Origin of the sequence: Bacillus sp. SJZ110, assembly GCF_006715455.1 — a bacterium.
Taxonomy (GTDB): domain Bacteria; phylum Bacillota; class Bacilli; order Bacillales; family Bacillaceae; genus Bacillus; species Bacillus subtilis.
In genome coordinates this window covers 40,430-60,901 of the sequence record NZ_VFNF01000002.1, presented here as the reverse complement: position 1 = coordinate 60,901, position 20,472 = coordinate 40,430, and the positions used below count along the sequence as shown (strand labels likewise).

At 45.1% G+C, this 20,472-nt stretch carries 18 protein-coding genes and 1 pseudogene; 2 read left to right on the top strand and 17 right to left on the bottom strand.

Annotation, left to right across the window (positions count from 1 at the left end; translation table 11 throughout):
• Nucleotides 1-30: 30 nt before the first annotated feature.
• Complete coding sequence (locus FB592_RS05835; protein WP_014476269.1) at nucleotides 31-354, bottom strand: YqzG/YhdC family protein; 324 nt, start codon at nucleotides 352-354, stop codon at nucleotides 31-33.
• A 200-nt stretch (nucleotides 355-554) separates the two neighbouring features.
• On the opposite strand from FB592_RS05835, the gene FB592_RS05830 reads away from it, so the two are divergent.
• Complete coding sequence (locus tag FB592_RS05830; protein WP_003233373.1) at nucleotides 555-797, top strand: YhdB family protein; 243 nt, start codon at nucleotides 555-557, stop codon at nucleotides 795-797.
• Nucleotides 798-811: 14 nt separating this feature from the next.
• On the opposite strand, the gene yhdA is transcribed toward FB592_RS05830, so the two are convergent.
• The 14 genes and pseudogenes from yhdA to FB592_RS05765 all read right to left on the bottom strand — a co-directional run bounded on the left by yhdA (nucleotide 812) and on the right by FB592_RS05765 (nucleotide 15,139).
• The gene (gene yhdA, locus FB592_RS05825) at nucleotides 812-1,336 is read right to left on the bottom strand and encodes an FMN-dependent NADPH-azoreductase (RefSeq protein WP_032677419.1); all 525 of its coding nucleotides are present in this window, start codon (nucleotides 1,334-1,336) and stop codon (nucleotides 812-814) included.
• Nucleotides 1,333-1,980: a two-component system response regulator YhcZ gene (yhcZ, locus tag FB592_RS05820; protein WP_021479675.1), complete on the bottom strand. Its 648-nt coding sequence runs from the start codon at nucleotides 1,978-1,980 to the stop codon at nucleotides 1,333-1,335. Before yhcZ ends, yhdA begins: the two co-directional genes overlap by 4 nt.
• Complete coding sequence (gene yhcY, locus FB592_RS05815; RefSeq protein WP_032721229.1) at nucleotides 1,977-3,116, bottom strand: two-component system sensor histidine kinase YhcY; 1,140 nt, start codon at nucleotides 3,114-3,116, stop codon at nucleotides 1,977-1,979. The genes yhcZ and yhcY overlap by 4 nt, the downstream gene beginning before the upstream one ends.
• Before the next feature lie 148 nt (nucleotides 3,117-3,264).
• Complete coding sequence (locus FB592_RS05810) at nucleotides 3,265-5,010, bottom strand: phospho-sugar mutase (protein ID WP_141949375.1); 1,746 nt, start codon at nucleotides 5,008-5,010, stop codon at nucleotides 3,265-3,267.
• A 131-nt stretch (nucleotides 5,011-5,141) separates the two neighbouring features.
• On the bottom strand, nucleotides 5,142-6,809 hold the full coding sequence (gene glpD, locus FB592_RS05805) for a glycerol-3-phosphate dehydrogenase (protein WP_021479678.1): 1,668 nt from the start codon (nucleotides 6,807-6,809) through the stop codon (nucleotides 5,142-5,144).
• A gap of 140 nt (nucleotides 6,810-6,949) precedes the next feature.
• A complete protein-coding gene (gene glpK / locus FB592_RS05800) occupies nucleotides 6,950-8,440 on the bottom strand; it encodes a glycerol kinase GlpK (RefSeq protein ID WP_038829241.1) in 1,491 nt (496 codons plus the stop codon).
• Nucleotides 8,441-8,458: 18 nt separating this feature from the next.
• A complete protein-coding gene (gene glpF / locus FB592_RS05795; RefSeq protein WP_003233386.1) occupies nucleotides 8,459-9,283 on the bottom strand; it encodes a glycerol uptake facilitator protein GlpF in 825 nt (274 codons plus the stop codon).
• Between the two features lie 178 nt (nucleotides 9,284-9,461).
• Nucleotides 9,462-10,040: a glycerol uptake operon antiterminator GlpP gene (gene glpP, locus FB592_RS05790; RefSeq protein ID WP_003233388.1), complete on the bottom strand. Its 579-nt coding sequence runs from the start codon at nucleotides 10,038-10,040 to the stop codon at nucleotides 9,462-9,464.
• Between the two features lie 27 nt (nucleotides 10,041-10,067).
• Nucleotides 10,068-11,420, bottom strand: coding sequence for an aspartate aminotransferase family protein (locus FB592_RS05785; RefSeq protein WP_003233390.1), 1,353 nt, complete (start codon nucleotides 11,418-11,420; stop codon nucleotides 10,068-10,070).
• 145 nt (nucleotides 11,421-11,565) lie between these two features.
• A pseudogene (locus FB592_RS21275) lies at nucleotides 11,566-11,667 on the bottom strand (AEC family transporter); the annotation flags it as partial.
• Nucleotides 11,668-11,837: 170 nt separating this feature from the next.
• The gene (locus FB592_RS05780) at nucleotides 11,838-13,379 is read right to left on the bottom strand and encodes a bifunctional GNAT family N-acetyltransferase/carbon-nitrogen hydrolase family protein (RefSeq protein WP_032725279.1); all 1,542 of its coding nucleotides are present in this window, start codon (nucleotides 13,377-13,379) and stop codon (nucleotides 11,838-11,840) included.
• A gap of 15 nt (nucleotides 13,380-13,394) precedes the next feature.
• A complete protein-coding gene (locus FB592_RS05775; RefSeq protein WP_003233396.1) occupies nucleotides 13,395-14,057 on the bottom strand; it encodes an HAD family hydrolase in 663 nt (220 codons plus the stop codon).
• 127 nt (nucleotides 14,058-14,184) lie between these two features.
• A complete protein-coding gene (locus FB592_RS05770) occupies nucleotides 14,185-14,607 on the bottom strand; it encodes a CBS domain-containing protein (protein ID WP_003245462.1) in 423 nt (140 codons plus the stop codon).
• Between the two features lie 136 nt (nucleotides 14,608-14,743).
• Entirely contained in the window at nucleotides 14,744-15,139 is a 396-nt protein-coding gene (locus FB592_RS05765) for a YhcU family protein (protein WP_003233401.1), read from the bottom strand.
• Between the two features lie 110 nt (nucleotides 15,140-15,249).
• On the opposite strand from FB592_RS05765, the gene FB592_RS05760 reads away from it, so the two are divergent.
• Nucleotides 15,250-16,158 (top strand): RluA family pseudouridine synthase, encoded by a 909-nt coding sequence (locus tag FB592_RS05760; RefSeq protein WP_124048251.1) that lies wholly within the window; start codon nucleotides 15,250-15,252, stop codon nucleotides 16,156-16,158.
• 29 nt (nucleotides 16,159-16,187) lie between these two features.
• On the opposite strand, the gene srtA is transcribed toward FB592_RS05760, so the two are convergent.
• Nucleotides 16,188-16,784 carry a sortase SrtA gene (srtA, locus tag FB592_RS05755; protein WP_141949374.1) on the bottom strand — a complete coding sequence of 199 codons (597 nt, stop codon included), beginning with the start codon at nucleotides 16,782-16,784 and terminating at the stop codon, nucleotides 16,188-16,190.
• Entirely contained in the window at nucleotides 16,781-20,356 is a 3,576-nt protein-coding gene (gene yhcR, locus FB592_RS05750) for a sortase-dependent nonspecific endonuclease YhcR (protein ID WP_483861882.1), read from the bottom strand. Before yhcR ends, srtA begins: the two co-directional genes overlap by 4 nt.
• Nucleotides 20,357-20,472: the final 116 nt, after the last annotated feature.

The window sequence follows — 20,472 nt, the reverse complement described above, 5'->3', positions numbered from 1 at the left end:
GTGCGGCCTTAACGGCTGTACAGTTTTTTATTAGAGCCTAAAGACGTTGATGCTGATCATATGATTTGTCACCGGATGAAAATAGACTTCGGCCCGAACAGAAAAAGTGTCATCTTTTTGTCTGACTGTCACCCGAAAGACATCTTTCGTCTGCTGATCATTCACCTCTGTACGCCCCATATAAGCATAATCAGAAAATGAAGCACCCTTATATTCATCCTGAATTTTGCTCCAGGCAAGCTGTTCCCACTTTTGAACGGACTCGTTTGTGTCCGTTGAATGACCTTTTGCAGCCATTGACACGATAATCAATCCGCAAAAAAGAAGCGCGATGGTATACGGCAGGGATTTCATTTTTTCAGTCTCCTGTACCCAGAATATATTCCCTCATAGGTTTACCAAAAGCGATATCTTCATTCAGGCATTTTGATTTTATGTCTCCCTCATATTGCTACCCCTTTACTGCCGCAGACGCCAAGTTTTGCCCCGTCAATAACAGAGGATGCGGCATAAACTAATCATGAACTTCTCACCCAAGAAAGGAGAAGCGATTCATGGATTATGCCGATTACGATAAAGCGCTTTATTACACCCATCGTTCTCAATGGGATAATTTATTAATTTTAATGGTGCGTACAGAGGACGATTTGTTATCAAAACGAATTGAGCACTTTCTGCATGCGTATCATTTTGAACAGGATTACGCCGTTTTAGAAAAGATGCTGTATTCCCTTCTCCGATATATTGATCATGCCACAGAGCTGACTTATGAAGATCAAATAGCCCTTCTCACATAAACAAATCCCGGCGTTTAGACGCCGGGATTTCCTGCTTTTGCGAACATGCTGAGTTCTTCAACAAGCTCTTTTATGCTTTCCTTAATGTTTTCAGCCACTGTAGCATTTTCAACATCAATATGCACCGGATCAAGCACCAGCTGCTTCGGGATGACATTGGCGTAGACACCCCGCATCACAGTTCTCATATTGTTCAGCGCATTGATGCCGCCTTTTCCGCCTCCCGCTACTGCCAATAATGCAACGGGCTTATATTTGAATTGTTCGCTGCTTAGAAAATCCAAGGCATTTTTTAAAGCACCGCTCATGCCGCTGTGATATTCAGGCGATAATAATACAATCGCATCCGCTTTCGTAACGCGTTGCTTAAGCTCCTGTACCTTCAACAGTTCAGATTGATCCGCTTCACCGTTAAAAACCGGCAATACAAACTCGCTTAGATCAATCAAATCCGTGTGATACAGAGCTGCAATATAGGATGCTGCAATTCTTGTTCTGCCATGTTTTCTTGGCGTGCCATTTATGACTAACATGTTCATTTTGAGATCTCTCCATTCAGGTTATATTTCACTGCGAAAAGCGCTGCTTGCGTGCGATCGGCCACTTCAAGTTTTGCTAAAAGATTCGATACATGGGTTTTTACTGTTTTTTCTGAAATAAACAAGGCTGCTGCGATTTCTTTATTGCTTTTCCCGTTCGCTATTTCAGTCAGAACGTCTTTTTCCCTTCTTGTTAATTGATAGTATTTTTCTTTTTCCGGGTCGTGCTGATTTTTCATATGTGTCAGCACATGGGGCATAATAGCTGTAGAAAGCTTGTATTCGCCAGCATGCACTTGTCTTAGTGTTTTCACCAATTCCTCGGGCTCCGTATCCTTTAATTGATACGCCTTCGCGCCTGCCTGAAGCGCGGGGATGACGTGCTCCTGATCAGAGTAGCTCGTCAGCACAATGATATTCGTCTCCGGAAATTGCTGTATTGCTTTTTTAATGGCTTGAATGCCGTCCATCTCGGGCATAGACAGATCCATTAGCACAAGATCCGGCTTTGTCTCTTCGATGACACGGAGAGCTTCTATTCCAGTTGCAGCTTCTCCGACAACTTCAATATCATCCTGGGTGGCAAAGAAAAAACGCAGACCCTTTCTGACAACATGATGATCATCAGCAATGACAATTTTCATACCGCCCCTCCTTTTCGGCTTGTTAGCGGAAGCCTGATGGACAGCTTTGTTCCAGTTCCAAGCGCTGACTCAATCCAAAACTTAGCTCCGGCTTTTTCCGCTCGTTCTTTCATACCCTTGATGCCAAGTGAAGGCAGATCGGCATGGGCTTCATAGCGAAATCCTGCCCCATGATCGATGATATCCAGCTCCGCATGGCACAAAGAAGCAGTCAGACTAACATACGCCGTATCCGTTCCGGCATGCTTTTTGCAGTTATTTAAAGCTTCCTGTACGACACGCCATAGCATATGCTCCTGCTCATCAGTCAGAACAGGACATCCTTTTTGTGTAAAAATGATCTTCAATCCAATGAGCGCACCATAGCTTTTAATGGCTTCAGCCAGCCCTTTTTCCAATCCTCCGGGGCGAAGCTGCCAAATTAACGCTTTCATTTCTGCGAGCGCGTCCTGTGATAGGTTTTGGATGAAATCAATCATCTGCTGTAAATTTTCATCTTTTGTTAGTGTCTTCGCAGCTTTGGCAGTTAAACTGACGGAAAACAGCATTTGATTGACTGAATCGTGAAGCTCCTGAGCGAGGCGGTTACGCTCCATTAAAAGAGCATTTTTTTGTTGATATTCAGAAAGCCTCATACGCTGGATTGCCGTTCCGATCTGAAAGGCGACAGACTCGAGTAAATGCAGCTCTTCCTCATCAAACATGGTTTTTCCGGCCGCCGCTACATTTAACAATCCGAATCTTCTGTCCCCGTCTTCTAAAGGCACAGTTGCATGATGCGTAATCCCTTCTGTGTCAAAACAATGCAGGTTTTCTGCTGATTCGATGCGTTTGCAGTTCATGATATTTGCAGCCTTTCTAAGCCCTCCGTTATTGAATTTCGTCAGGCAGTAACACTCCCCTTCGCACATCAGCACTTTTTCCTTGCGGCTTAAAGCCGGGGGCAGATAAGCGTCGGCCGCTAACGTATAAGACCCATCTTCTTCGATCAGAAAAATCCATCCGGATTGAAGGTTTGTCAGACTCAGCAACTCTTTTAAAACCTCATCCAGTGTTGCTTTGATATCGTGCCCTTGATTTAAGGTTTCCGCAATCGTTTTCAGCGTTTTTAATTTTTCCATCCTCGTTTTGCTCACGTTTCTCACTCCGGCATTGATCTTGTATTTAAGATTATACCAGTTTTTTGTATTTCATTACTTCACTGATGGGATGATTTTCTTTCAGACTTTTGGATGAGAAAAAGAAAAAGCTGGATCATTTACAATGACCCAGCTCATACTTGAATTATTTTGCCGTCGACTCAACAATTTCATCAACCGTCTTCATTACATCTTCAGAAAGGACGGCAAGTCGCTTTTCACTGTCTTCCAAAGATGACCCTTTTACGGCGAAATAAAATTTAACCTTCGGCTCAGTTCCAGAAGGACGAAGACAGAACCAAGACCCGTCTTCCAGGAAGTATTTCAGGACATTTGATTTTGGCAAGTCGATAGCTTCTTCTTTGTTTTCAGTCAGAAGCGTCCGTTTGCTTACAGCGTAATCTTCTGCTGTGACAACCTGTTTGCCCGCCATTTTCTGCGGCGGATTTTGTCTGAAGGAAGCAAGAATCGCTTCAATTTGCTCTGCTCCTTGTTTGCCTTTCAGCGTCAGGGATTTCAGCCCTTCACGATAAAAACCATATTCGTTAAAGAGATTGATGAGCGCCTCATACAATGACATTCCCTGTTTTTTATAGAACGCGCAAACTTCAACTGCCAAAAGCGCAGCCTGAATGGCGTCCTTATCGCGGGCAAAATCCCCGATTAAATAACCGTAGCTCTCTTCATAACCGAATTGGAAGGTATACTGGCCTGATGCCTCGTATTCCTTAATCTTTTCACCGATAAACTTAAAGCCTGTCAGCGTATCAATCGTATCAAGGCCGAATGAAGAAGCTACAGCACGGCCGATTTCGCTTGTGACGATCGTTTTGAGAACAACACCATTATCAGGAAGGATGCCTTGTTTTTTCTTTTCAGAAAGCAGGTAATGAAGCAGCAGCGCTCCGGTTTGGTTTCCTGTCAGCACTGTATATTTGCCTTGATCGTTTTTCACCGCGATGCCGAGGCGGTCAGCATCAGGATCTGTCGCGATGAGAATATCTGCATTCTGCTCCTCCCCAAGCTTAATGGCATATTCGAATGCCGCATGCTCTTCGGGGTTTGGCGATGTAACAGTGGAGAAGTTTGAATCCGGCAGTTCCTGTTCTTTGACAACCGTTACATTTTTGTAGCCGAGTGCTTCAAGTCCGCGTCTGGCCGGTTTATTTGCAGTTCCATGCAGCGGTGTGAAAACAACCTTTACATCTACTTCTTCCGATAATTCAGGATGTACAGAAATCGACGTCAGTTTTTCTGTATAAACTTTATCAATATCTTCACCGATGATTTTGATTAAGCCTTTTTCTTTTAACTTATTTTCTTCGTCCACTGTGATCGTCAGCTCATTTTCAATCGCGTTTACCTGCTCAATGACGATGTCCGCTTCCTTTGGAGGCAGCTGGCCGCCATCATCCCCGTATACTTTGTAGCCGTTATATTCAGGCGGGTTATGGCTTGCCGTTACCACAATTCCCCCATAAGCGTTCAGCTGTCTGACAGCGAATGACAGCTCTGGCGTCGGGCGAAGCTCATCAAACACGTATGTTTGAATGCCTTGTGTCGCAAGTGTTTTTGCCGCTTCCATCGCGAACTCCGGAGATTTATGGCGGGAATCATAAGCAATGACAACGCCCCGTTTTTCCGCTTCCTCACCTTGCTTCGAGATGTATGCCGCAAACCCGGCCGATGCTTTGCGCACAGTGTAAATATTCATCCGATTTGTCCCGGCGCCGATTTCCCCGCGCATTCCGCCGGTACCGAATTCAAGGTCTTTATAGAAACAGTCCTCAAGGGCCTGTTCATCTCCCTCTAATTCAATAAGGCGCTCTTTTAATTCCGGATCTAAATGTTCTGTCTGTTTCCAGCGTTCATAGCTCTTTCTCCAAGTCATATTCGTCCTCCTATGTATCAGCTTATGCCATTATTTTATATGAAGCGGGTGCCTCTGTCACTTGATAACCTGAGATCTGGCCCTTTCGGCACGTAAAAAGAAATAACGGGCTGCAGACAGCCCGTTATGATTTATTGCTCAAGCGGTACGACCGCATCGTGTAAAAGCTTGTTGAGGTTTTCTGTATGTTTGTTTTTCGCCTGCTCATCCCATTGGAATCGCTCGCTCATAAAATCAATAACGGCATCTTTATATGTTCTTACCCAATTGATATCAAAAAATAAACGTCCCGTTCTGCGGACAAAGAAGTCAGCAGGGGTTGCAGTCATCTCTTCTTCTATACTGTATTCTGCCTCAGCAAGAATATGAACCGGAATGTTGCGTTTCGCGGCCTCATCTTTCAGCGCTTCTACCCGGTCAAAGACACGATCTACGTTAGAGCCGTATCTGATCGCAAGCTGTTTTGCGTCTTTTTCTGATAAACCGGCTGCAATTCCTTCTTTTGTTTTCGCGGTAACGAAGGACATAAGATTTTTTGAACCGCCGACGTGCCCGCCAGAGATTGGCATGTTTTTCGTTTTACATGGTCCAAAATCCTTTTCGCCCTCTTCTTTTAAGCGATCACGGACAAGATCAACGATGTGCTCCGCCATTTTTCTGTATCCAGTCAGTTTTCCGCCGGCAATGGTGATCAGGCCTGAGTCAGATGTCCAAATCTCGTCTTTCCGTGAAATTTCAGAAGGATCTTTGCCTTCTTCATGAATCAGCGGACGCAGCCCCGCCCAGCTGGATTCGATGTCATTCGCAGTAATATTCAGTTCCGGGAACATGTAATTGATTGATTTGATGACATAATCACGATCCTCCGTTGTCATCCGCGGATGCTCCAGCGCCTCTTTGTAAACAGTGTCTGTTGTTCCCACGTATGTTTTGCCTTCACGAGGAATCGCAAATACCATCCGGCCATCAGGTGTATCGAAATATACAGCCTGTTTCAGCGGAAAGACAGACTGGTCAAATACAAGGTGAATGCCTTTTGTATGCTGCAAATGCTTTCCGTTTTTCGAATGGTCTTTTTCTCTGAGCTGATCGACCCAAGGGCCTGTAGCATTGACAATTTTTTTCGCATACACTTTATATTCTTTCTTTGTCAGCACATCTTCAATTAATACGCCGACGGCTTTGCCTTTTTCGTAAAGAAGCTCCTTCACTTTGGAGTAATTCACAGGCTCTGCCCCGAATTTCACCGCTTCCTTCATGACTTCGATGGTCAGTCTCGCATCGTCAGTGCGGTATTCCACATAGTACCCGCCGCCTTTTAAGCCGTCTTTTTTCACCAAAGGCTCTTTTTGCAGCGTTTCTTTTGCTGAAAGCATGCTTCTTCGTTCTGACTTTTTCACACCTGCAAGGAAGTCATAAACCCTTAACCCGATAGATGTTGTAAACGAACCGAATGTGCCGCCTTTATGAAACGGAAGCAGCATCCATTCCGGTGTAGTGACATGCGGGCCGTTTTCATACACAATCGCCCGCTCTTTTCCTACCTCAGCGACCATTTTCACTTCAAATTGTTTTAAATAGCGCAAGCCGCCATGTACCAGCTTCGTTGATCGGCTTGATGTTCCCGCCGCAAAGTCCTGCATTTCGCTTAGTGCGACCTTCATTCCCCTTGATGCCGCGTCAAGAGCTGTTCCGGCTCCTGTAATTCCTCCTCCGATAATAAATAGGTCATATGTTTTTTTCGTCATGTCTGTCAGCATGCGATCTCTTTCAAGACTTGAAAATTGATGTTTCATCATTACGTTTCCTCCTTGTTGTCACGGTAAATAGAAAAAGAGACCACAACAGCCAAAGTGCATGCTTACACTTTGGTGCTGTGGTCTCTCCTCATCTCAGGACCGTTCTTATTAACTTGTAACCATTATACCATAGTATTACTTTATTTAAAAGCCATAGCTGCTTTTACGGCTTTTTGCCAGCCTTTATACAGCTCATTTCGTTTTTCTTCTTCTAATTCAGGTTCAAACCGTTTATCCAGATTCCACTGGTTCGCGATTTCAGAACGGTCCTTCCAGAATCCCACAGCGATACCTGCCAAATAAGCCGCGCCAAGTGCAGTCGTTTCATTAATTTCCGGGCGCTCCACAGGAACATTCAACAGGTCTCCTTGGAACTGCATTAGGAAATTGTTTTTTACAGCTCCTCCGTCTACACGAAGCGTCTTTAATGAAATGTTTGAATCTGCTTCCATTGCGTCAAGCACATCTTTTGTCTGATAAGCCAATGACTCCAGTGTCGCACGGATAAAGTGCTCTTTTGTTGTCCCTCTTGTCAGGCCGAAAACCGAACCGCGCACATCGCTGTCCCAGTAAGGCGTACCCAGTCCGACAAATGCTGGAACAACATACACGCCGTCAGTTGAATCCACTTTTTCTGCATAAGATTCGCTTAGCGATGAATCCTGGAACATTCTCAAACCGTCTCTAAGCCACTGGATGGCAGAGCCTGCGACAAAAATGCTTCCTTCTAACGCATAGTTCACTTTTCCGTCAATGCCCCAAGCGATTGTTGTCAAAAGCCCATGTTCGGACTTAATTGCTTTTTCCCCGGTATTCATCAGCATGAAACATCCTGTGCCGTAAGTGTTTTTCCCCATGCCTTCTTCAAAGCATGCCTGGCCGAACAATGCGGACTGCTGGTCGCCTGCCGCTCCAGCAATCGGGATATTTTTTCCGAAGAAGTGATAATCAACAGTCTCCGCATACACATGAGAGGACGGCTTCACTTCAGGGAGCATGGATTTCGGTACGCCTAGAATGTCGAGCAGTTCATCGTCCCATTTTAAATCGTAAATATTAAACATCAGTGTTCTTGAGGCATTGGAGTAATCGGTCACATGCGCTTTTCCGCCTGACATTTTCCAAATGAGCCACGTATCAATCGTTCCAAACAGCAGCTCGCCTTTTTCCGCTTTTTCTCTTGCGCCTTCCACATTGTCTAAAATCCACTTCACCTTCGTGCCGGAGAAGTATGGATCGATTAAAAGCCCAGTTTTTTCTCTGAATTTATCATTATATCCTTTTTCACGAAGTTCCTCACAAATGCCGGACGTCTGTCTGGACTGCCAAACGATTGCATTATAGACAGGACTTCCTGTATCTTTATCCCACACAACCGTCGTCTCGCGCTGGTTCGTGATGCCGATGCCGGCAATTTGAGAAGCGCTGATTCCTGATTCAGAGATGACTGAGGCGATAACCGCGAGGACAGAGCCCCAAATTTCATTGGCATTATGCTCAACCCAGCCAGGATTCGGGAAGTATTGTGTAAATTCCTTTTGAGCAGAGTGGACAATTTTGCCTTCTTTATTAAACAGAATCGCTCTTGAACTTGTCGTCCCCTGATCTAAGGATAAAATGTACGTTTCCATAAGATGTCTCCCCTTTGATTAAATATATTTAGAATTTGATAATGTTTTAGCAGAATGTGATTTCGTATAAACATAGAGTCCTAACAATACCACAACCAATATAACGCTTACAATCCAGAAGCTGCTTGTGATGTGCCCTTTAAATGCAGCGTTGTAAAATACGCCGCCGAATGATCCGCCTAAAATCGGGCCGACTACCGGAACCCATGCGTATTTCCAGTTTGATGAGCCCTTCCCCGGAATCGGAAGAAAAGCGTGGGCTATCCGCGGACCTAAGTCACGTGCAGGATTGATAGCATAGCCGGTGGTGCCTCCCAGAGAAATACCGATTGCTACAATGAGGAAACCGACGATTAAAGGATTAAGTCCTTCTGTAAATTGATTTGCCCCAATGGCCAAGATTCCAAGTACAAGGACAAATGTCCCAATCACTTCGCTTAAAACGTTTGCAAATGTATGCGGAATGCTGGGCCCTGTTGAGAAAACACCCAGCTTGGCAGCGGGATCATCCGTTGACTTCCAGTGCGGGAGGTAATGCAGGTAAATAATCACCGCACCGATGATCGCTCCGATCATTTGCGCCGCAATATAAACCGGAACCTCTTTCCAAGGAAAATCTCCTACAAATGCAAGCGCTATCGTTAGCGCCGGATTCAAATGGGCACCGCTGATGCCGCCAACCGCGTATGCCGCCATGGCAACACCCAATCCCCATCCAAATACAACAACAATCCAGCCAGACTGGAATGAAAGCGATTTCTTTAAATTGACACCTGCACAAACACCTGCACCAAAAATGATAAGCAGCATCGTACCGATGACTTCTCCCCAAAATGCTGTCATAGCACATTCCTCCTAAAGTCACGATTAAAAAGCATGATAGAGAAAAAGAGAATAAAAAAACCACAACAAACCGCTTTACGGGTGCATAAACATTTGCCGTAAAGAGCTGCTGTGGTCTCCGAGTTCTCCATCACAATGTATTAACCTAGTGCAATTGTATCAGTGCATGAAAGCGGTGTCAATCACTTTCTGTCAAAAAGTTTTCATATTTTTTCCACAATTTAGTATTAGACGTTGTGACAGCTACAGCCCCCGCTTTCAATGCCTGCTCTACATCCTCTTCCGTACGGATGAAACCCCCGGCAAAGATGGGAATCCCTGTTTTCTCTTTTATTTCCTGAATGAGTGACGGAACGATGCCGGGAAGCACTTCGATGAAGTCAGGCTTATGCTTGCCGATAAACTCCATGCTTTTCTCCATCGCGCTTGTATCAAGCAAAAACAGGCGCTGAATGGCATAAATTTTCTTCTGCTTCGCTTTGGCAATCACGTTCGATCTTGTGGAAATAATCCCAGCGGGCTTGATATCCTGGCATATAAATTCCGCACCGTATTCGTCATGCTTAATCCCTTGAATGAGATCGACGTGCACCATCATGTTCTTTCCGTGCTTTTGCGCTTCTTTGATCACGCCCTTCAGCTGGCCGAGATGAATATCAAGAATAACACCGTAAGAGAACGAACTGTTCAAAAACTCATCAAATTGCTTCATATTGCGAATAGCCGGTAAGATCGGCTGGTTGTGAAAACTCATCATGTGCTCCTTTAATAATTCACTTTTATATTATATCGTTTGAAAGCTTTCTTTCACCGTTTTCACGATAAAGGAAAGGTCCTCTTCTGTCAGGCAAAATGGCGGCGCAAGCTGGATGACGTTGTTGTAGCCGGCGACTGTATCGCCGTTTTTGCCGATGATCAGCCCTTTTTCTTTGCACGCCGCAACCACTTGGTTTACTTTGGCGGCATCAGCCGGCTCTTTAGTCAATTTGTCTTTGACGAGTTCGATTCCGATCAGCAGCCCTTTTCCTCTAACATCCCCGACTGCCGGGTGTTCTCTCAGAGCTTGAAGCTCACCTAAAAGCTTTGCTCCAAGATCGCGGGATCGCTGAATCAACTGTTCGTCCTCCATAATTTGCAGGTTTTTCAACGCCAAAGCACAGGCAGCCGGGCTTCCGCCGAACGTGTTTACGTGGCGGAAACGGTCATAAGGAGCTTCCCCCTGATACGCTTCGAAAATGTCCCGTTTCACAGCAGTCGCTGACAATGGCAGATACGCGCTTGTGATTCCCTTTGCCATCGTAATGATATCAGGCTTCACACCGTAGTGCATAAACCCGAACGGCTCGCCTGTCCGTCCAAACCCGCAGATCACTTCATCGCAAATCAAAAGGGCTCCGTGGCGCCGGCAAATGTCCTCCACCTTCTTCATATATCCGTCCGGCGGCATTAGGATGCCTCCGCCTGTAATGATGGGCTCCATAATGACCCCGGCAATCGTTTCGCTTAATTCCCATGTCATGATGCGGTCGATTTCATTTGCGCTTTCAAGCGTGTCTGCATCATCAGGATTCCGGTATATATCTGGCGGAGCTGCATGCAGGAACCCTTGGCTCAAAGGCTCGTATTTATATTTCCGCTGCGCCTGTCCGGTAGCTGAGAGCGCTCCCAATGTATTGCCGTGGTATGCCCGATATCTTGAGATGAATTTATAACGGCTGTGGTCGCCGTTTTGCAGATGGTACTGGCGGGCAATTTTAAAAGCAGTTTCGTTTGCTTCCGATCCGCTGTTGGAAAAAAAGATAACATAATCGCCGCCAAGCCATTCATTCAGCTTTTCCGCCAGTTGAATTGCGGGTGCGTGACTTTGCGTTAACGGGTAGTAAGGCAGCTCCTTTAGTTGCTCATAGGCAGCCTCCGCAAGCTCCTTTCTGCCGTAACCAATGTTGACGCACCACAAACCGGACATCGCATCCAAATAGCGGCGTCCGTCTATGTCGGTTACCCAGGCCCCCTCAGCCTTCTGGGCTATCAGGCTGTCCGCTTGATGCGCTCCCTTCATGGCATGCCACACAAATTGCTCATCTTTTTGCTTTAATCCCTGATTTTGCTGAATGTTTTCCATCCCCATCATCTCCATTTCATTAGCGTTCCCTATAATGCCAATTCAATTGAAACAGACCTTCTCTTTATGTGATGTCTTGGTGATGATTTCCCTGCCTTCAATATAAAGCCAGACCGGGTCAGAGTCAATAAACCGCGTAAATAATAAAACATCCCCTTTCTCAAGAAGAAAGAGGATGCAGCTTCCAAAGCAAAACAGGCAAAGTGACAATGCTTATCATCGTACTGATAAAGGTCGCACTCGAAACAACTTGGACAGCCATTGCAATAGCAATGTGAAGCCTAGCCGTTTTCTGTATGATATAGGAAATGGCGAAAATACAGAAACTCCATAAGGCACCTCCACTATACCTACTTTTATTTTAAAGATAGCACCTAAACAATTACGCTTTTGTTTTAAAAAACCCGCCAATTCAGGCGGGTTTTTTGGGAATTATTTTTTATATTGAATATGATAAATATCACGCCGTCTGTCTTTTAGCTGGCGCACTGTACCGTTTTGGCGCTGTCTTCTGAGAATTTCCAGGTCAACATCGCCGATGACGACCATTTCAATATTCGGGTTTGTTTCGCCGACAATGCCGTCACGAGCGAATTCAAAATCAGACGGGGCAAAGATGCCTGACTGGGCGTATTGGATATCCATGTTTTCCGTTTGCGGAAGGTTTCCGACCGTTCCAGAGATAACCGTATAAATTTGATTTTCAACCGCTCTAGCCTGCGAACAGTATCTGACACGCAGATAGCCTTGACGGTCTTCTGTACAAAATGGCGTAAAGATGATTTTGGCTCCTTTATCAGCCGCAATCCGGGCAAGCTCAGGAAATTCAATGTCATAACAGATCTGGATCGCGATTTTCCCGCAGTCCGTATCAAACACGCGAACTTGGTCTCCTGCGCTGATCCCCCACCATTTGCGTTCATTCGGCGTAATATGGAGTTTGTATTGCTTCTCGATCGTTCCGTCCCGTCTGAACAGGTAAGCGATATTATAGATCTTGCCTTCCTCTTCGACGAAATGAGATCCGCCGATAATGTTGACGTTATACTTCACAGCCAAGTCAGTAAACAGGCTGATGTAATCTTCTGTATACTCGGTAATTCTCTGCACCGCCAAGCTCGGTGACCGTTCCTCAAGGAAGGACATCAGCTGGGTTGTAAAAATTTCCGGGAACACCGCAAAATCAGATCTTGCGTCGGAAGCAACATCGACATAGTATTCTACTTGATTCGCAAATTCCTCAAAGGAATAAATTTTCTTCATTTCGTATTGGATCACACAAATTCTAACAGGGAACGCCGATTTATAATAGCGTTTTGTCTGCTGCGGTAGATAATCCACATTATTCCATTCCATCAGCGTCGCATACTTGATCGAAGCTGTATCATCCGGGAGATAGTTCGGGTTAATTCGCATAAGGGTAAAGCCGTTCATCAGCTGAAAAGAAAGAACCGGATCGTAAATTTGGTGGCGTGTCACCTGTTCAACATACTCTCTCGCTGTCATTTCCTCTGCATATTTGTGATAGTTTGGAATCCGTCCGCCTATGATGATGCTTTTCAGGTTTAAGCGTCTGGCTAAGTCCTTTCTCGCCTCGTACAAACGGTGGCCAATCTTCATTCGTCTGTACTTCGGGTCCACCATGACTTCAATTCCATACATATTCAAGCCGTCAGGATTATGGTTGGTGATATAACCGTCATCTGTAATGTCCTGCCATGTATGACGGTCATCATATTCATCAAAGTTAATCAGGAGACTTGAGCACGAACCGATAATTTCACCTTCGAATTCTGCACAAAACTGCCCTTCTGGAAAATGCTCCAAATGGCTGATTAAATGCTCCCGCTTCCAAGGCTCCATTCCTGGAAAGCAGTCCTTTTGAAGATCGATAATCTTGTCGATGTCTTTCTCTTCGATATTGCGGATAACCATTTTCTTTTCAAACCGGGTCAAATCTAATTTCTCAGACAACCTACTCGCTCCTTTCTAGTTTTGTGAGTTCAGATGATCAAGCAATAGGGCGAGCTCCATCTCCGCCATTGATTCAAGCCTGTGATCATAGTCTTCAAACATCAAGGTACCCGTTACTTTATTCGGGACAATGACACACTTCATGCCTGCACGTTTCGCAGCAATCGAACCATTGACAGAATCCTCAAACGCGAGACATTCCGCTGGCGATACCCCGAGGTTCTTTGCCGCCAATAAATAGAGTTCAGGATTCGGCTTCACCTCTTCCACATCATCAGCCGTTTGAATAACTTCAAAATCATCAAACAGGCCGATTTGCTTCAAATGGCCGGAAACCCATTTATAATCAGAGCTGGAGGCAAGGCCTATTTTTAAGCCTAAATCCTTTGCCGCATTCAAATACGCTTCGACACCAGGTCTCGCTTTTTCTGTTTCCATGCGTTTGGCGAACCGCTCTCTTCTCAATTGTGTGAGCTCTTCATGGTTCAGCTTTTTCCCGATCTGCTCTTCTAAATAGTCAAATGGCCGGAAACCCGCAGCAGTTCCGATGACCTTCCCCCAGACAGATAGCGGCAGCACTGAGCCGTGCTCTTCAAATATTTCCTGAAGAACCTCATATTCGTGTGTTTCTGTATCTAGAATAAGCCCGTCAAAATCAAAAATTAACGCTTTAATCACTGGGTACAACTCCTTTAGTCCGAATTGAGACATATGTATACACTCAACTATACCCCGAAACAAGTCTGCTTTCAAAAAGTAAGGTTTTATGTGAAGAAAGAGCCTGCACACTGCAAGCTCTTTCTTATTAATGAATGTTTTGGTGAGAAATGTTTGTCAGCGCTGATCCCGCAGACTCGTTCGACATCTGATTGACTGCCAGGTCTCCAAGCGCAACGATCCCGACTAGATTGTTTTGATCTACAATAGGAAGGCGGCGGATTTGGTGCTGGGCCATCAGCTGCGACGCGTCTTCCAGACTCATATTAGGGTTTCCTGATACGAGTTCTGTTGACATCACTTCTGAAACGGGTGTCTGGCCATCACGGCCCTGAGCTGTAGTTCTTAATGCAATGTCACGGTCAGTCAGCATTCCTTTTAAAACACCTTGCTCTACAACGGGGATCGCCCCGACGTTATGCTGTTTCATTAGAGAAGCCGCTTCCTGAATCGTTTGATTCGGAGAAACGGTTGCCACCTGCGTTGTCATTGTATCTTTAACTGAACTCATTGTCAGCACCCCTTTCAATCATTAGTATGTTCAGACACGAGCCGTTTAAAAAGGGAGTTAGAGGAAAGGTTTTATGATATGATTTCTCTGATACAAAAAGAGCTTTTCTAAAAATAGAAAAGCTCTTGCCACATGATTATATCAGCCTTCTTTGACCGAAAAAGGCTTTGTTAGTCTTCTTTTGAAAGTCAGAAAAAGCAAACGGAAAATAAATCCCAAAATCATTCAGCATCTTGCTGTTTTTTTCAAAAATCGCCTGATCACTCAAATCAGAGTGCGGCGAAGGCTTGGTCAGGATAATATGTATCATTTGCAGACAAGCCATAATTTGAAATGCTTCTTTTAATGTTCCTTGGTAATAATGGTTATTTAAAGACAGAACGCCTTTCTTTTTAAAGCGCTGAATGTCCAGTTCGGAGAAATAAAGAGGAAATACATCATGGATCAGCTCCATAGACAGCTCCTTGATAAAGCTCTCCTGTTCTGCAGTTGCTGCGTTCACAATTCTCACGTCAATCACCTTTCTTGCCATCGAATATCCTAAGTCTTACTCAAGAATAGCACAGAAAAAAACGCGAAAGCTAAGGTAAGTGTTTCCTATGAGAAACAGCAGCCTTCCGCTTCGAAAAGGAGCCATTTAACATGAACCAAAAAGGCAGAGGGCTTGAGATCCTCATCAATGAAAAACAGGACGGTCAATGGCTGTTTTCCGTACTCAAAACAGCGCTCAAAGCTTCTAAACCAGTGATACAAGACTGGATGTCCCATCAACAGATAAAGGTCAATCACGAATCCGTCTTAAACAATATGATTGTAAAAAAGGGAGACCGTGTGTTCATTGATCTTCAGGAAAGTGAAGCATCTTCGGTCATTCCGGAGTATGGCGAGCTTGATATTTTATATGAGGACAATCATATGCTCATCGTCAATAAACCCGCTGGCATCGCGACGCATCCGAATGAGGATGGGCAAACCGGCACACTGGCTAATTTGATCGCTTATCATTATCAGATAAATGGTGAAACATGTAAGGTGCGCCACGTCCATCGTCTTGATCAGGATACATCTGGCGCTATCGTTTTTGCCAAGCATCGTTTGGCACACGCCATCTTAGACCAGCAGTTAGAGAAAAAGACGCTGAAGCGTACGTATACCGCCATCGCTGAAGGTAAGCTACGGACGAAAAAAGGGACAATTAATTCACCAATCGGCAGAGACCGGTCACACCCGACAAGACGCCGGGTTTCACCAGGCGGGCAAACAGCTGTCACTCATTTCAAGGTAATGGCCAGCAATGCGAAAGAACGGCTGTCACTCGTTGAATTAGAGCTGGAAACAGGCAGAACACACCAAATCCGTGTTCATCTGGCGAGCCTCGGCCATCCGTTGACAGGAGACTCGCTTTACGGAGGCGGGAGCAAGCTGCTAAACAGGCAGGCACTGCACGCCAATAAAGTACAAGCGGTTCATCCGATAACAGACGAGCTCATAGTTGCTGAAGCCCCTTTCCCTGCTGATATGAAAAACCTTTGCCACACATATTTTTCATGAAGAAAAGCCGCAGGCACTGCCTCGGCTTTTTAAGTCACTCGTTTTCCATATATAATATAGCGCTTCGGGGCATTTCCGACGTATGAAAACGGATAACAGGTCGTCAGAATCAGCTCTTCCTTTTCATGCTGGAGCGTGATAATAGATGTGTCATCCTTATCGACAATTTTTGTTTTTACAATTTCATATCTGAATTCTCCATATGACAGGAGAATGCGGAGCCGATCCCCCTTTTTCAGCTCTCCCGTCCGGCGAAACACGGTATCCCGATGCCCCGACAGCACAATTTGTCCGTTTTCATCAGGATAATAGCTGTCCTTGTAATGCCCGACACCTTTTTCTAAATCATCAGCATCGGTGCCCTCCACGATCGGAAGCTCTGCATTGATTTTCGGTATTTCCAAAATGCCGCTCGCTTGGCCGGTCTCAGGCTTAAATGATGCTTTGTTCTTTGCTTGATCTGTGCTATTTTTCGTCCCCAAAAGTTCCTGCGGCTTTTCAGCCGCCAGTTTTGCTTCTTTTAATGTCTGTTCCGTTTTCATATTCGTATCGATCAATTTAAAGCCTCCATAGCCTGCGATCACTAGGCCGGCAGCAATGATGAATAGTGGAATAATTTTTTTCACGTTCTGGAGGCGCTCCTTTTTCTTCTGACATATAGATAAGTTCCTGACAATGTCACCGCCGCACCGATTATCATAAAGTTATAGTAGTTTGCTGATGTATCTGGAAGCGGATGCTCAGACCCGCTTTCCCCGCCCTCGTTTCGTAACGGCAATGTGCTGATGCTATTAGCAGTATCAGCGTTTTTTGTGTTGTTGATTGGTATTTCATTGAATCTCGAAATGGCTGAAGGCGGCAGCTGATGAACCGGTGCTGTTCCCGGAGTTTCTTTTATATCAGGCAAATCTTCACCTGGCCTTGGATCCTCTTTAATCGGATCCTCCTCTCCAGGCTCTTCCGTAATAGGGTCTTCTGTTACAGGGTCTTCAATATCACTGGCTTCAGCAAGCTTAATTCTTCCCTCTTTTGTATACGCAATTGGCTCATCAAAACTTTTCACGTACTCAACTGTCGCTTCCAAATCCTCAGGCCCTGTCACCGGATTTTTTCCCAGCAGTCCGATTGGCTGATATTTGGTCCCTGTCGCCGTCGCCATAAAGTTGTTGACAGTCAATGTATATGTGGCATCGGGCTGGATCTCGGTGCCATCTGCCATTTTTAAATCAACTGCTTTTCCGGTTTCTTTATCCCACGTATACGTAAACCCGCTGATGCTGTAGTCAGGCCCAAAAACCGGCGAGATTTGAGCATTGATAATCTCTCTTAAATCTTTTCCTTTAATCTCAAGCTTCGTTAACACATTTCCAAATGGCTGAATATTGTAAAGATCTCCCCACGTAATTGGGCCCTTCTTCAGAGCTTCACGTATGCCGCCGCCATTCATAAGGGCAAAATCCGTTTTCATGGCAGTTCTCATACCATCCGCAATCAGGTTTCCAAGAGGTGTATCGCCGTCATTTGAATACCCCCCTTCCATATCAACAGCGGCTTCGCCGACTACCTCGCTGATAATCGGTTCCGCAATTGTTTCGTATTTCTTTAAAATGTCTGACGCGCTGACATCCGGTTCGATTTTACTTTGATCAACATATACGATTTCCGCGGACTTTTTGACAATGTCTTTTGTCGTTTTATCGATCTCTACATCAACGACACCTATCGCTTTTCCATATTCAAACGCTTGAACAATCAGTTTTCCATTCACTTCACCGTTAACAACCTGATGATTATGCGCGGCAAAAATCACGTCAATTTCAGAATCTGTTTTGTTTGCAAGATCAGCGGACTCACCGGTAATGGCGTTGCCGTTTTGTTCAGCTGACATATGTGCGAGAACCGCGATGGCCTTCACGCCTTTTTTCTTCAGCTCTTTGGCCGCCTTATTCACCGCTGTTGCTTCATCTGTAAACTTGATATTTTTTATTCCTTCAGGCATAACCATGCCAGCTGCCGACTGTGTGACAACTCCGATAAAAGCAACGGGTACGCCCTCCACATTTATGATGTCATAAGCCGGCAAAAAGGGCTCTCCAGTTGATTTCATTTTACAATTGGCACATACAAGGGGAAAGTTCTGTCCATCATAACCGCTTGTGCCTTTCGGATGATCACCGCCATTTAAGATCCTCAGCAGTTCATCCGTGCCTTCATCAAATTCGTGGTTTCCCACGGTTCCGACATCAAATCCGATGTCCTCCATCAGTTCTACAGTCGGTTCATCCTGAAGAAGAGAGGAAACTGGAGAGCTTCCGCCGATCATATCTCCTGCGTGCACAATCAGCGAGTTTTTCTTTTCAGCCTTTTTTTCTTTTAAATATGCGGCGGCATAATCCATGCGTCCAAACGTGCCGTCTACAGTTCCATTTCCATCAAGATCAAGCTCATATTGCTGATCAATTTTGCCATGCAAATCATTCATGCTGAGAATTCTAAGCGGCACATGTTCTTGAGGTGCCGTTTGCCTTTTTTTATATCCCGCGCTCTCCGCTTCACTTGCTGAAGCGAAGAAAATTCTGTTTTCCACAGCTACCTTCTTCCAGTCAGCTGGCTGCACATATGTTTTATTCGACGAATCCCCTACATATCTTGTCAAGCCTTTCCTTTGCTCTCTGGCTCTGAATTCAAACGGCATTTCCATGAGCGGATCGTTTTCATTCCAGATTCCTTTTTGGTCTTTTTTTGCAGTGGCTACTGCGGCCTGAAACTGCTGGTAATCCTCTTCATTGTCAACCGGCCAAATAAAATACGTCGGAGCATATCCATTTTTCACAAGCTCTAAGTTCACGTTTGATCCTGATTCGGTTATGACTTGTCCGAGAAGTCTGCCATAGCTGTCCTTGGCTTCACTTCCGACCTTGACAGTAATTTTATCACCTGGGGACAGAACCGTTTTTAGATAGTCAGATGCTTTTTTGCCAAATCTTAATTGATTTTCATCTGCGTCATTTTTTGGTGTGTGATATGTTTCGGGTGTATCTACATTTACAAACCGGATTTTTGTCGTGCCAAGCACCGGAGATTTGAGATGAATGGTATCGCCGTCAACGACCCGGTCAACAATCCCTTCATATTCTCCCTCCGCAGACGGAGGTGCAGGCTGCTCTTCAAGCAGCTTCAGGTCAGCCGATTTTCGCGGAAGCAGCTGAAAGGTTTGGTATCTGCTTAACACACCGGTAAAGTCATACCATTTGCCCTCATCAAGCTCGTCTATCACCCCTGTTTCATTCATAACCCGGAGCGTCATTGCATGATGGTCGTCATCAATCATTGTTACATTGTAACCGCCGCCGGCAGGAGAACTTGGAATTGAGGAAACAAAAGCGGTTAGTTTCACAAGGCGTCCTTCATACTGATCACCTAGGCTGCCGTTAATAAGTTCATTGATTGTTAAGTGTTTGGGGGCGGGGAGGGATTGATTTGACTGGTTGATTTTGATGCCTGATGAGCTTGGAACGATTTCTTTCAGCCCCTGGTAAGACGTGATTTTCCCTGTCACCGTGACATCCATACCCTCTTTTAATTCGGGAAATTGTTCAGGGGATGGCGAATAAATGTTAATGCCTCCGGTTTCATCTTGCAAAAAGGTCGACAGCTTCCCGCCTCCGATTGCGTTTTGATCAGCTGTAATGATCCCTTTTATCGTTACTTCTTCATTCAGCCTTCCCCGTGCTTCATTTATGGTCACTGGCTGTTCAGCCGGCGGAGTTTTCGTGTCATCGGTTACGTTCATCGACTGAACGTTTTTAAGTCCTGTCGTGTTAAAGTAATTTTCAAGCTTTCCTTGAACCGTTATCTTTTTCCCAAGAAGAAGCGGATTGGTTTGCAGCCCAAATTGGCTTCTGAAGGCGGAGGGGATTTGCACAGGAAGGATGTGATCAGGCGATGTCTCGTTTTTACGGTCTGCCAGCGCGACATTATAATCATTTGAAAAAGGACTTGTCAACTTATAATGCAGTGGGGAAACAGCCTGGCCGACTGCATATCCTTCGATAAGCGCCTGTCCTTCTTTTTGCTGTATTGCCTTCTCAACTGATATAGGCTGCTGCGGTTCAGCTGCTTTTACAGCTTCGCACGTGTACATTACATTTAAGAACATCAATGCCGTGATCAACACAATATGCAGAATACGCCTCATCATATTTCCTCCCTTAATATACACATAATGACAATGACTTTGTCTGTCTATCATTTCGACAGACAGCATATAATTCCTTTCAGGCTTCTGCATAATAAGCGGCAGACTGACACAAA